General features: G+C 58.5%; 10 protein-coding genes. 2 read left to right on the plus strand and 8 right to left on the minus strand.

What is annotated here, in order from left to right; genetic code table 11:
* Window positions 1-48: 48 nt before the first annotated feature.
* Both ACGS9J_RS16045 and ACGS9J_RS16050 read right to left on the minus strand, forming a co-directional pair.
* Window positions 49-570 (minus strand): chromate transporter, encoded by a 522-nt coding sequence (locus ACGS9J_RS16045; protein ID WP_442231858.1) that lies wholly within the window; start codon window positions 568-570, stop codon window positions 49-51.
* Window positions 567-1139 carry a chromate transporter gene (locus ACGS9J_RS16050; protein ID WP_442231859.1) on the minus strand — a complete coding sequence of 191 codons (573 nt, stop codon included), beginning with the start codon at window positions 1137-1139 and terminating at the stop codon, window positions 567-569. The genes ACGS9J_RS16045 and ACGS9J_RS16050 overlap by 4 nt, the downstream gene beginning before the upstream one ends.
* 99 nt (window positions 1140-1238) lie before the next feature.
* Here ACGS9J_RS16050 and ACGS9J_RS16055 point away from each other — a divergent pair, with 99 nt between their 5' ends.
* Complete coding sequence (locus ACGS9J_RS16055; RefSeq protein WP_442231860.1) at window positions 1239-2159, plus strand: LysR substrate-binding domain-containing protein; 921 nt, start codon at window positions 1239-1241, stop codon at window positions 2157-2159.
* Here the strand turns inward: ACGS9J_RS16055 and licT are convergent.
* Genes licT through ACGS9J_RS16070 form a run of 3 tightly spaced genes read right to left on the minus strand, consistent with a single transcriptional unit; the run spans window position 2156 to window position 6297 of the window.
* A complete protein-coding gene (gene licT, locus ACGS9J_RS16060) occupies window positions 2156-2995 on the minus strand; it encodes a BglG family transcription antiterminator LicT (RefSeq protein ID WP_442231861.1) in 840 nt (279 codons plus the stop codon). The genes ACGS9J_RS16055 and licT overlap by 4 nt on opposite strands.
* 27 nt (window positions 2996-3022) lie before the next feature.
* A complete protein-coding gene (locus ACGS9J_RS16065) occupies window positions 3023-4435 on the minus strand; it encodes a glycoside hydrolase family 1 protein (protein WP_442231862.1) in 1413 nt (470 codons plus the stop codon).
* Window positions 4432-6297: a beta-glucoside-specific PTS transporter subunit IIABC gene (locus ACGS9J_RS16070; protein ID WP_442231863.1), complete on the minus strand. Its 1866-nt coding sequence runs from the start codon at window positions 6295-6297 to the stop codon at window positions 4432-4434. Before ACGS9J_RS16070 ends, ACGS9J_RS16065 begins: the two co-directional genes overlap by 4 nt.
* A gap of 598 nt (window positions 6298-6895) precedes the next feature.
* Between ACGS9J_RS16070 and ACGS9J_RS16075 the strand changes: the two genes are divergently transcribed.
* Window positions 6896-8065 (plus strand): cupin domain-containing protein, encoded by a 1170-nt coding sequence (locus ACGS9J_RS16075; protein WP_442231864.1) that lies wholly within the window; start codon window positions 6896-6898, stop codon window positions 8063-8065.
* 34 nt (window positions 8066-8099) lie between these two features.
* Here ACGS9J_RS16075 and ACGS9J_RS16080 read toward each other — a convergent pair whose 3' ends face one another.
* The 3 genes from ACGS9J_RS16080 to ACGS9J_RS16090 are packed head-to-tail and all read right to left on the minus strand — an operon-like array spanning window position 8100 to window position 12096.
* The gene (locus tag ACGS9J_RS16080) at window positions 8100-9404 is read right to left on the minus strand and encodes a c-type cytochrome (protein WP_442231865.1); all 1305 of its coding nucleotides are present in this window, start codon (window positions 9402-9404) and stop codon (window positions 8100-8102) included.
* A gap of 11 nt (window positions 9405-9415) precedes the next feature.
* Window positions 9416-9874 carry a (2Fe-2S)-binding protein gene (locus ACGS9J_RS16085; protein WP_020826797.1) on the minus strand — a complete coding sequence of 153 codons (459 nt, stop codon included), beginning with the start codon at window positions 9872-9874 and terminating at the stop codon, window positions 9416-9418.
* A gap of 14 nt (window positions 9875-9888) precedes the next feature.
* Window positions 9889-12096 (minus strand): molybdopterin cofactor-binding domain-containing protein, encoded by a 2208-nt coding sequence (locus tag ACGS9J_RS16090; RefSeq protein ID WP_442231866.1) that lies wholly within the window; start codon window positions 12094-12096, stop codon window positions 9889-9891.
* Window positions 12097-12227: the final 131 nt, after the last annotated feature.

Below are 12227 nucleotides of genomic sequence, written 5' to 3' on the forward strand. Positions count from 1 at the left end.
CCTCTCCGCTTTGGCGGCAGGGTGAATTTCCTGCCGCCAAAGCGACAATTACGCCACCAATAACCCCAGTATCGCACCGCCCGCCAACACCCACAGCGGATGAATACGTTTGCTCATGCTCACTACCGTGGCCAACAGGATAATCGCCGCCAGCGGCCAGCTCGGAGCGGAAGCCTCGGCAATCAAAACCCCACTGGCCGCCACCAGACCGACGGTCACCGGCACCAACCCACTCTGAACCCTGCGCCGCCAGGGCTTATCCTTGAAGCGTCGCCAGACGCCCATGACCAGCAAAGTGACAATCGACGACGGACCAAACTTGGCGAGGGAGGACACCAGCAGCCCGGCCCAGCCGGCCACGTGCCAGCCAATCAGCGGCACGATCATCATATTCGGCCCCGGCGCGGCCTGCGCCATGGCGAACAGCGCGCTGAACTCCTGCGCGCTCATCCATTGGTGAACCTCCACCACCTGGCGCTGCATTTCCGGCAGAATGGTCATGCCGCCGCCGAATGCCAGCAGTGACAGCTCGGTGAAAATGATCGCCAGCGAGATCAGGACGGCCATCATGAGGGATCCCTCCACCACATCAGCAAGATGCTCAGCGGCGCCAATGTCAGCATGGTCGGCAACAGCGGCAAGCGCAGCCAGGCGATGGCAATCAGGCACAGCGCCACAATGCCTAACGCCAGCCATTTACCGCGTAACGGCAACAGCATTTTCACCCCGGTGGACAGCAGCAAACCGGCCGCGGCGGCAGCCAGCCCGGCAAACACATGTTGCACATGCGCATCATTCTGGAAGCGGGCATAAACCATACCCAAACCGACCACGATCGCCGTCGGGGCGCTGATCAACCCCAACAGCGCGCAAAACGCCCCGCGCAGGCCGCGAAACTCCATTCCTACCGCCACCGAAAGGTTAATCACGTTGCCGCCCGGTAAGAACTGGCACAGCCCCAGCAGCTCGGTGAACTGCTGGCCACTGAGCCAGCGGCGGTCCTCCACCAGCATGTTGCGCGCCAGCGGCAGCACGCCGCCAAAGCCAATCAACCCGAGCACCAGAAAACCCAAAAACAACTCGCCGTTGCCCGGCGGCGCAGCAAGCCGGTCATTTTTTACCGCATCAGATTCAGACATTGCCCGTTCCACATCGCTTATTTTGATGGCTGGTATGATGCGCGTCGCCATGCCATGATGTCTAATGCATTTCATAAGCGATAAGGATACCTTCCGGGTATGTCTATGATCGAACTTCGCCGCCTGCGGGCGTTCGTTACCGTGGTGGAAGAAGGCAATATCACCCGCGCCGCCGAACGGCTGTTTATTCAGCAGCCGCCGTTAACCCGCCTGTTGCAGGGGCTGGAGGAGGAATTGGGGGTAAAACTGTTGCAACGTCTGCCTCGTGGCGTGCGCGTCACCGAGGCCGGCAGCGTGCTGTTCAATGAAGCGCGGACCCTGCTGGCACGAGCGGAACACCTGACCGAAGCCGTACGTCGTGCCGCCCGCGGTGAACAGGGGCATATCGCCATCGGCTTCACCAGCTCTGCCGCATTACACCCCTTTGTGCCCAATCTGCTGCGCCGTTACCGTGAGATCCTGCCGGGCATTACCACCCAGTTAGAAGAGGCCGGCAGCGGCGAACTGTTGGACGCCCTGGTGGAGGAACGGCTCGACGTGGCCTTTGTCCGTTCGCCGGTCGGCAGCATACCGGGGCTGACGATCGAGCCAGTGCTGCGCGAGCCAATGCTGATCGCCCTGCCCGTTGGGCACCCGCTGGCCACCCTCGACCCACGACCGCTGCCGCTGACGGCGTTGATTCAAGAGGCGTTTATTCTTTATCGGCGGCCGGCGGGCCAGGGCTTGTATGACGCCATTCTGGCCGCCTGCCATCGCGCCGGGTTCAGCCCGCGTGTCATTCAGGAGGCCCCGCGCCTGCCCGCCACGCTCAGTCTGGTGGGCGCAGGTTTGGGGCTGTCGATCGTGCCGGCCTCCATGCGGCGGCTGGGAGGAGACGGCATCGTTTATCGCGCCATTGCCGAGCAGGCTCAACTCAGTGCGCCACTTTATCTGGCGCTGCGCAGCCAGCGAGCTTCCCCTCTCATCGAACGCTTTCGCGATCTGGTGACCGAGGCGGTCAGCGAACAGCCGCCCGGCTAATCTGACCGATCGGCGATGCGCGTCAGGTGGATCACCAGATACAGCAGCTCATCGTTCGACATTTCCATCTGCAGCAGATTCTTCACGTAATCGCGGATCAGCAACGCGCCGCGATAGGCGTGCGGATACTCCCTGGTCACCTGCGCAAAGATAAAATCGTCTTTCGACGTCATCTGCTGCCCTTCCACCATCCGCTGAATGAAAAACTGCATATGCACCAGAAAACGCGAGTAATTGAGCGAATCGGTGTCGATAGTGATGCGAAAATGGTATTTGATGATATTGAAAATGTCCTTCAGCATCTTCACCGACAGCAGCGTATGCTCCATGTTTTGCACGTCGGTTTGACCGTTAACCAGATGAAAAGCTATGTTGCCCGCCTCTTCTTCCGGCAGCGTAATGTTGAGCCGCCGGTTGATGTGCGCCAGCGCCTGCGCCGCCACCGCGAACTCCTGCGGGTAAAAACGCTTCACCTCGAACAGCAGACGGTTCTGGATCGCGATCCCTTTGTGATAGCGCTCGATGGCAAAACTGATGTGGTCCGCCAGGGTGAAGAAAATCTGCTCGTTAATCCGCCCATTAAGCTGCCGGTTGGCCTCCGCCAGGATCATCTGCACAATCTCGATGTGCTCTTCCGGCGTGGTTTCTATCAGCCGCAGGTAATCACGGCCCTTTTGGCTGTTTTGCACCACATACACTTTCTCTATCGCGGCCGGGTCGAGAACGTCACCCACTTTGCTGTTAAAGCCAATACCCTTGCCCATAACGATAACTTCATTGTTATCGCCGTCAGTCGATAGCACCAGGCTATTATTGAGTACCTTAATGACTTTCATCGTCGCGGCCATCGCCCTCTGTTTTTATTATCGTTGCCGGCCATTGGACACAATCAGCCGTTGGTACCAGTCAAAACTGCGCTTTTTGATCCGCCGCAGATCTTGCAGATCCTGCTCGCCCCGGTTGACATAGATAAACCCGTAGCGCTTGGCGTACCCCTGATGGGTGCTGACCACGTCTATCGCCGCCCACGGGCAATAGCCGATCAGTTCAACGCCGTCGTTGATCGCCAACTGCATCTGTTCGACGTGCTGCCGCATAAACTCAATGCGGTAATCGTCGTTGATTGTACCATCGGCCTGTAACTGGTCCGGGGCGCCAATGCCGTTTTCAGTAATTAATATCGGCAAATGGTAACGTTCCGCAGTTTTGCGCAGCGTCAGCCGTAAGCCGACCGGGTCGATTACCCAGCCGTAGCGAGTTTTGCCGACGAACGGGTTCTCCGCCGCACGGTATACCCCCGGTTCCCCCAGCATAATTTGCTGATCGCCGGCACGGGCGCTGATGTCCGACGCATCACCGCGGCTGGCGGCAATGGTGGCGGTCGAGTAGTAGTTGATCGCCACGTAGTCCGGTTTGCCCTCCAGCAGCAATGCCGCATCCCCCGGCGCCATCTGGGGTGCCAGTTGGCGATCCAGCAGATAACGCCAGGCCAGCGGGTTATACCGGCCATGCACGGCCACATCCAGAAAACTCCAGCAGCGCAGCGTCTCCCAGTTATGGGCCGCGATGGCGTCCAGCGGATGGCAGGTTTCCTGATACATCGAGGTGGTGTTAATCGCCGGGCCGATATTCCCGCCCGGACAGCGCTGATGACACAGCGCCATCACCCGAGCCTGAGCCACCAGCATATGGTGGCTTTGCTGATACAACACCTGTTTGGACGGCAGCTCGCCGCCCTTTGGCGTGCCAATCGCGCCCGGGTGCAGGATCATGGTGTTCTGCTCGTTGATGGTCAGCCAATACTTTACCCGGTCACCAAAAGCGTCGAACAGCACTTCGGCATAGTCGACAAAAGCGTCGATGGTGGCGCGGTTCGACCAGCCGCCCTGTTGCTCAAGCACATAGGGCAGATCGAAGTGATAGAGCGTCACCACAGGTTCGATACCGTAACTCAGCAATTCATCGATCAACTGGCGATAAAAATCCAGCCCGGCAGCGTTGACCTCGCCGGTGCCCTGGGGCAACACCCGCGTCCAGGCAATCGAAAAGCGATAAGCCTTTAAGCCCAATTCGGCAAACAGCTTCACGTCCTCACGAAAGCGGTGATAGTGATCGCTGGCGACCGTAAAATCCGCAGTGCCTGCGGGGTGATCGAGCATATCCACTATCGAAGGACTTTTGCCGTCTTCGTTCCAGGCTCCCTCCACCTGATAGGCCGAGGTGGAAGCCCCCCACAGAAAATCTGCGGGGAAATCGTTCAGTCGTTGGTAAATCATGCCGGCTCCTGCTGCGCATTATTAAGGGTAATGATCGGCTGGCCAAAGCCCACCGCGCCCGGTTGGCGGCAACTCAACTGCGGGAAGTCTTCGCTGTTCACCACCAGGACCGGCGTGGTGAGGTCGTAACCCAGCCCGGCGATCGCCGCCAGATCAAAACGCACCAGTTCGTCGCCGACCTTGACCCGGTCGCCTATTTTCAGCCCGGAGGTAAAATGCTGTCCCGCCAGATTGACGGTGTCGATACCGATATGCACCAGCAGTTCGACGCCGTTGTCACCCTTGATGCCAACCGCATGCTTCGAGGGCAGGAAGGTCACCACCTCACCGGTCAGCGGCGCGCGCAATACCCCTTCTTGCGGCAGTATCGCCACGCCCTGGCCCAATAGCCCCTGTGAGAATACGTCGTCGTTAACCTGTTCCAGTGCCACCAGTTGACCGGACAGCGGGCTGAAAATCTGTTGCTCGTCCCCGCTAGGGGTCTCCGTTGCCACAGGCTGCGATTCTTCAACCGGATCGTCGAACCCCAGGATCCAGGTCAGAGCGAAAGTCACCACCATGGCGATGGCGCAGGTGATCAGCGCATGGACGATATTCATCGGGTTTTCACCGATAAACGCCGGCAGCGCCGCCAGCCCAGGGGAAACAAAGGCGTAGCGCACCAGCCCGCTCAGCCCGGCATAAATACCGGCACAGCCGCCACCGATCATCGCCGCAATCAGCGGCTTACGCAGCTTGAGCGTCACGCCGTATAACGAAGGTTCGGTGATGCCCAACAGCGCGGTGAACCCGGCAGAGGACGCCAACTGGCGCAGATTTTTGTTTTTGGTGCGAAAAGCCACGCACAGGGTCGCGGCGCCCTGCGCAATATTGGAGGCCAGCATGCCTGGCCCGTTGATCATTTCGAAACCGTTTTTGCTCAATTGGCCGGTGGCGATCGGCGTCATCGCCCAGGCGGTGCCGGTGATCACCAGGAAGGGTTGTAGCCCGCCCATCAGCATCGGGATCAGCCAGCTGGCTTTACCGTCGACGACCGTCGCGCCGGCGGCCACCACATCGTTAAGGAAGATGCCGAACGGCCCCACCACCACCAGCGCCAGGGGGGCGGTCACCAGCAGGATAATCATCGGCTTGGTGAAGAACTTGATCATCGTCGGCGAGACTTTCTCGGCAAAGCGCTCGATGTAGGACATGAGCCAGACGGTGAAAATAATCGGCAACACCGAGCCGGCGTAGTCCGCCAACCGCACCGGAATACCGACGAAATCAATCGCCGTACCCGCCGCCAGCATCTGCGCCAGATTGGGGTGCAGCAAGACGCCGGCGACGGTCATTGCCAGTATCGGGTTGCATTCGAATTTGATTGCCGCACCGTACGCCAGCAGCACCGGCAGGAAGAAAAAGGCCGCGTCGGCGACGGTATCCAGCAGACGATAGGTTGGGCTGGCGGCATCGATTACCCCGGTCAGTTTGAGGATCGCCAGCAGCGCCTTGATCATCCCCGCGCCAGTGATCGCCGGGATCACCGGGGTGAAGGTGGTGGAAATCACGCTGATAATCTGCGAAATCACCCCGCCCCGAGCCTGGGATTTTTTCTCGCTCTGGCGCTCGCCGAGATCGCCGATTTCTTTTTGCAGCGTGCGGAAGGTTTGCTGCACGTTATTGCCGACCACAATCTGGAACTGGCCGCCACGCTCCACCACGCTGATCACGCCAGGCAAGGCTTCGATGGCTTTCGCTTCCACCTTGCTGTCATCGTTAAACTCCATGCGCAGGCGGGTGGCGCAGTGCGTCAGTTTGCTGACGTTGCCCTTGCCGCCGACTCTCGCCAGTATATCCAGGCCCAACTGTTTGTAATCCATCAAATTTCCCCGGTAAAAAAAGCAAAAAAAAAGACCAAAATCAAAATGCGCCTCATCACAAAGAGAGGTGCATTCCTATTTTGGTCTTGCCTGCCTGAGCAGTAACACGCCGTAATAAAAATGTCTGGCGATCGCCAGGATCGCGGCGAAAGTATCGTCATACTTGGTATTTTTCGGCAATAGCCTTAGTTACGCTTTGTGATTGGCATCACCCTTTACCGAAAATGCACTGCAATGTTGCTCACTGCCCAGGGCCGTGCTCTTTTTTAGCGCAGGTCTATTTTATCAACCGAATAAAATAGCACTGGCGCCCCGATAATCCTGCCAATAAATTAAACTCGTTTATCCTTTATTTAATTAAGCGACACATTTAATTGATACCGACAGATGATTATTGATAAAGCCATTAATTAATTACAGCCTCACTCAATTAGTAACATAAATTAATATATTATTCCCGGCATCCTGCTTTTTACCCACTATGATTTAACCGTTGCCTGACATGTCCATCTCGGCAATAAATTACCTGCGCTCGATAAAAACAATAACCCCAACCAGCCGGTTGTGCTGTGGGTCATCTTTATTTGGAGAAAGTCATATGTTATCGCGTCGTGATATATTAAAAGTTTCCGCAGTCAGTGCGGCGGCCGCCGGCGTTATGGGCGGCATAATTAAATCTGCCAGTGCCGATGAGCACCGCAATATTGTCCCACCCAGCAATTTCCAACCCGCTGCCGATGCCAAAAACCTGTATAAATACATCTTTAGCCACAGTAAAAAACGCAGTCTGCCCAACGGCTGGGCCAGAGAAGCCACCGTCGAGCAGTTCCCGATTTCCGAGGGCGTAGCCGGGGTGGATATGACGCTGGAACCGGGCGGCGTGCGCGAACTGCACTGGCACGCCATTGCGGCTGAATGGGCATTTATGCTGGAAGGCCATGCCCGCATCACCATCATTGATCCGGAAGGCAAATGCGAAGTGGCGGATTTCGGCCCTGGCGACGTCTGGTACTTCCCCAAGGGCTACGGGCACTCGATTCAGGCGCTGGCGGACGGCGCGCATTTTGTCCTGACCTTTGATAATGGGCACTTTTCCGAGTTCGGCACCTTCAGCATTACCGACTGGGTGGCGCACATGCCAAAAGAGGTATTGGAAAAAAGCGTGAATATGCCGGCGGCGGTATTTTCCAAGGCCAAACAAGGCGAAGCGTATATTGTCGGCGGTGCTATTCCACCCGCATTACCCTTACCGGCCAGCGACGGCGGTTTAAATAACGCCCCCCTGGCGCACCGCTATGAATTAATGAAGCAAAAACCCTTCTTCGAGAATGACGCCGGCAGCGTGCACCTGGTCTCTTCAAAAGAATTTCCGATATCCACCACCATGACCGGCATTATCGAGATCGTCAAACCCGGTGCGGTGCGAGAATTGCATTGGCACCCTAATGCCAATGAATGGCAATACTATATTTCCGGCAAGGGACGCATGACGGTGTTCAGTTCGCACGGCCATGCGCAGACTGCGGAATATGCTGCCACCGACGTGGGGTATGTGCCGCAGGGCTTCGGCCACTATATCGAGAATATGGGGGATGAGGATCTTAAAGTATTAATCGTGCTGGATAACGGCATCTATCAGGACATTTCGCTGTCTGACTGGCTGGCGAAATCCCCGGCCTATCTGCTGGCGGATAACTTCAATAATCAGGTTGCCGACTGGCAGGATCGCCCCAAAGACAAACTGGTGATGTCCCGCCGCAGAAAGTAAAACGGTAGCGAGGGGATCTCCCCCTCGCCGACCCTTACTGCTTACGCTGCTCCGCGACTTGCTTGGCCGTGACCTTGCCTTGTTTTTCGCCAAACTGGCCGACCACGTAGTTCGCCACCGCCGCCACTTCCTCGTCCGAGTATTGAGCGCCAAACTCCGGCATCAACTCATGCTGATCGCCAATGCTGATGCGCGTGCCCTTGAGGATCGCTTGCACCACGCTGCGGCCCTGCGGATCGTTAACGGCGGTACTGCCAACCAAAGAAGCATATTTGCTCTGGCGGCCGGTGCCGTTCCACTGGTGGCAACCGCTGCAATCTCCGGCGAACAACCGACGGCCCAGCGAGTCTTCCTGCCCGCCCGGCAATATGGCGCTGGACGACAATGCGCCCTTCGGCTGCAAATTGACCGCGCTGGCGCTGTCCGTGGCGATAGGTTCGATATTGCGCAGGTATTTCACCAGTGCCTGATTGTCCTCTGGCGTCAGGTATTGCAGGCTGTTTTCCACCGCCTCGGCCATCGGACCGGCTGCGCTGCTGCGTCCTTCCGCATGACCGGTCGCCAGATACTGCGACAGCTGCTGTTCACTCCAGGCACCAATCCCGGTCTGTGGATCGGGGGTAATGTTGCCGGCAAACCATCCCTGGATCACTTCACCGCTGAGGTTTTTGCTCTGATTAATGCCAAAGCCCAGATTGCGCGGCGTATGGCATTCACTGCAGTGGCCCAGCGCGGTCGCCAGATAAGCGCCGCGGTTCCATTGCTCATCCTGGTTCAGGTTCGGCTCGAAGCGTTTTTCATTGAAGAACGCCAGGTTCCAGAACTTCATGCCCCAGCGCTGGTTAAACGGGAACGACAGCCCATTTTGCGGATTGGCCTGCTTCACCGGCGGTAAACTGAACAGGTATTCTTTGATCGCCAACACGTCGTCACGGCTCATGGCGGTGTAAGAGGTGTACGGCATTGCCGGGTACAGATTGCCCTGCGGCCCAACACCTTCACGCACCGCACGTACAAACTGCTCGTCACTCCAGCCGCCGATGCCGGTTTCCGGATCGGCGGTAATATTGGTGCCGTAAATGGTACCGAACGGCAGTTTAAAGGCAAAACCGCCGGCGAAAGGTTTTCCGCCCGGTGCCGTGTGGCAGGCCACGCAGTCGGCGGCCCGCGCCAGGTATTCGCCGCGCGCCAGTTTATCGCTGATCCCCGCCGGCGCACCGGCGATCGGCGCAGCAGGCTCCGGGCCGACCGGCCGCAACAGGGTATAGAGCGCGTAACCGCCCGCTATCACCACGACTGCCACGATCAACCAAAATAGCCATCTCAGGGCGTTGCTCATGAGTTTCTCCCTTAATCCAGCGCTTTGGCGGCCTGGTGGATGGCGGCGCGAATGCGCACGTAGGTGGCGCAGCGGCATACGTTACCGCTCATCGCCGCATCGATATCTGCATCGCTTGGATTTTTGCTCTGGGCCAACAACGCGCTGGCACTCATGATCTGGCCGGACTGACAGTAGCCGCACTGCACCACGTCCAGATTGACCCAGGCCGCCTGCACCGCTTTGCCCGCCGGCGTTTCGCCGATCGCTTCAATGGTGGTGATTTTCTTGCCTTCGGCGGCGGACACCGGCGTCATGCAAGAACGCACCGGCACGCCGTCCAGGTGGACGGTACAGGCACCGCACATCGCGATGCCACAACCAAATTTGGTGCCGGTCAATCCGGCCTCATCGCGCAAGAACCACAGCAGTGGCATATGGGGATCGCCATCAAACGTCAGCGGTTGGTCGTTTACGGTTAAAGTTATCATGCTGTTCTCCTTGCTCAGACGCTGGCGTCACTGTTGGGGCGATGTAATGGCAGGCTAAGTGAGCTGCGGGGCCTCCCCAGCAGCGCCAGTGCATTACCGACTGCCGGTGCAATGGTCGGTACCCCCAATTCACCCACGCCGGTAGGCGCCTCGGTTGAAGGCACGATAATCACCTCGATTTCCGGCATTTCGTCGATGCGCAGCGGGCGGAAATTGTTGAAGTTGGATTGCTCAACCACGCCGTCTTTTAACGTGATGTTGCCGTACAGCGCGATGCTCAGCCCATAACCTATACCGCCTTCAATCTGCGCGCGGATCACGTCGGGGTTAACCGCCACGCCGCAGTCCACCGCGCACCACACCTTGTGCACGCGGGGAATGCCGCCTTCGCCGATAGACACCTCGGCAATCTGCGCCACCCGGGTATTGAACGCCTTGGCGACGCCAACCCCACGCGCCCGGCCATCCACCACCTTCGCCCCCTGCCAGTTGGCGGCTTTCGCCACCGCCCGCAAGACGCCGGCCTCGCGCGGTGCATCGCCCATCAGCGCCAGACGCCCCTCGATCGGATCCTGCCCGGTCTCCTGCAGCAACTGATCGATAAAGCTTTCCACCGCGTGACCGGTATGGGTGCTGGCTACCGATCTCAATGAGGTGGTCGGCACCTTGCCCGCCACGATATGCGCGTCGCAGAGGAAGTTTTCAAAGCTGTAAGGCACTTCGCTGGCGCCTTCGACCATCATCAGATCGAGGCCGTTAACCACCATCGCCGTCATCGCGCTGTTGAGCGTCCAGGAGTGGCCGACGACGGTGTCGCTCCAGCCCACGACCTTGCCGTCACGGATCGCGCCCCGCAACCGGTGCAGGATCATCGGGCGATACCAGCCGTTGCGAATGTCATCTTCGCGTGTCCATATCACTTTGACCCCGTGACCGGGGCCAATGGCTTTAGCCGCGGCCGCCATATCCGCAGCCAGATCCGGCCCCAGCGTCGGGTTGCCCAGATCGATGCGGCGGCCAAAGCTGCCACCGGCCAAAATAGTGTCGATTTGCACTTTTTCCGGCGGCAATTGGAACAGATCGCAGAGTTGTTTGTGGTCGAGGGTTTGGATTTGGCAACCGTAGCGCGCCTTGACGCTTTCACCGTCCCAAAACAGATAACCGTCCAGCGGCTCCATCGGCGCATGGGCCACATACGGGAAGGTGTATTCCGCTTCGATCACCTTGTCCGCCTTGTCGAAAACCTCACCCGGCTTACCGTGGCTTTTGGCCACCACGCCGGGCTTTTGCGCCACCTGGCGGAACTCGGCAAAGATCTGCTCAGTGTCGCGACGCTCGGCCTGCGAGTCGTCCCACTCCACCTGCAATTTTTCACGGCCCTGGATCGCCGCCCAGGTATTTTTGGCGTACACCGCCACGCCGGTATCGGTCTGCTTCACCGTCACCACGCCCGGCACCTTCAGCGCCCGACTGGCGTCAAACGAAGCCACCTTGCTGCCAAACCGCGGCGGTTTTTTGATGGTGACGGTCAGCATGTCCGGTTCATGAATATCCTGAGCGAACTGCGCCGAGCCGTTGGTCTTCGCCAGCGAGTCGACCCGGTGCAGGCCACTGACCTTGCCGATCAGGGTAAAATTGGCCGGATCTTTCAGGGTCAGACTGGCGGGATCGGGCGGCGGCAACTGACTGGCCAGCGCAGCAAACTCGCCGAACCCCGCTTCGCGACCGCTGGCGGCGTGACGGATTTTGCCATCCTGCACGGTGATTTCCTGCGCTGAGGTTTTCCAGCTCTGAGCGGCGGCCTGAACCAGCATAGCCCGTGCCATCGCGCCCATGCGGCGCATCTGCTCATAAGCATTGGCGACCGAACTGGAGCCGCCGGTGCCCTGAAAACCGAACGCCAGATTTTTGTAAATGGCGGTGTCCACCGGTGCGGCCACCACCCGCACCTGCGACCAGTCGGCATCCAGTTCTTCGGCAACCAGCGTCGCCATGCCGGTATAAACGCCCTGGCCCACTTCGGTGTGTTTGCTGAGTACGGTAACAATGCCATTTTCGTCGATCTGCACGAAGGCATTGGCTTCATAAGCGGTGTTTTCTGGCGCCGTGGCCGTCGTTGCACGGGCCAGTGCGCCGGTAGACGGCAGATACGCGCCGATCACCAGTGCGCTGGCGCCGACAATAAACCGCCGCCGGGTAAGCGGGACTTCGGGTAGTTTCATTGCTCATCGCTCCAAAATGCCGATCAACCTTAATCAATGCGGCGATATCATTCTTTTTATGCGCGCCGTCGGTACGCACAAGCGCAACGGGCTAATAGTTAGCGTAGTCTATTATTTTGCCTGTTTAACAA

The sequence above is a fragment of the Serratia quinivorans genome (assembly GCF_052113645.1).
In the GTDB taxonomy this organism is placed as follows: Bacteria; Pseudomonadota; Gammaproteobacteria; order Enterobacterales; family Enterobacteriaceae; genus Serratia; species Serratia quinivorans_B.

Bases quoted from the DNA above. Each gene is read 5' to 3' on its own strand.
- ACGS9J_RS16045 (WP_442231858.1), bottom strand. From the start codon at position 570: ATGATGGCCGTCCTGATCTCGCTGGCGATCATTTTCACCGAGCTGTCA.
- ACGS9J_RS16050 (WP_442231859.1), bottom strand. From the start codon at position 1,139: ATGTCTGAATCTGATGCGGTAAAAAATGACCGGCTTGCTGCGCCGCCG.
- ACGS9J_RS16055 (WP_442231860.1), top strand. From the start codon at position 1,239: ATGTCTATGATCGAACTTCGCCGCCTGCGGGCGTTCGTTACCGTGGTG.
- licT (WP_442231861.1), bottom strand. From the start codon at position 2,995: ATGAAAGTCATTAAGGTACTCAATAATAGCCTGGTGCTATCGACTGAC.
- ACGS9J_RS16065 (WP_442231862.1), bottom strand. From the start codon at position 4,435: ATGATTTACCAACGACTGAACGATTTCCCCGCAGATTTTCTGTGGGGG.
- ACGS9J_RS16070 (WP_442231863.1), bottom strand. From the start codon at position 6,297: ATGGATTACAAACAGTTGGGCCTGGATATACTGGCGAGAGTCGGCGGC.
- ACGS9J_RS16075 (WP_442231864.1), top strand. From the start codon at position 6,896: ATGTTATCGCGTCGTGATATATTAAAAGTTTCCGCAGTCAGTGCGGCG.
- ACGS9J_RS16080 (WP_442231865.1), bottom strand. From the start codon at position 9,404: ATGAGCAACGCCCTGAGATGGCTATTTTGGTTGATCGTGGCAGTCGTG.
- ACGS9J_RS16085 (WP_020826797.1), bottom strand. From the start codon at position 9,874: ATGATAACTTTAACCGTAAACGACCAACCGCTGACGTTTGATGGCGAT.
- ACGS9J_RS16090 (WP_442231866.1), bottom strand. From the start codon at position 12,096: ATGAAACTACCCGAAGTCCCGCTTACCCGGCGGCGGTTTATTGTCGGC.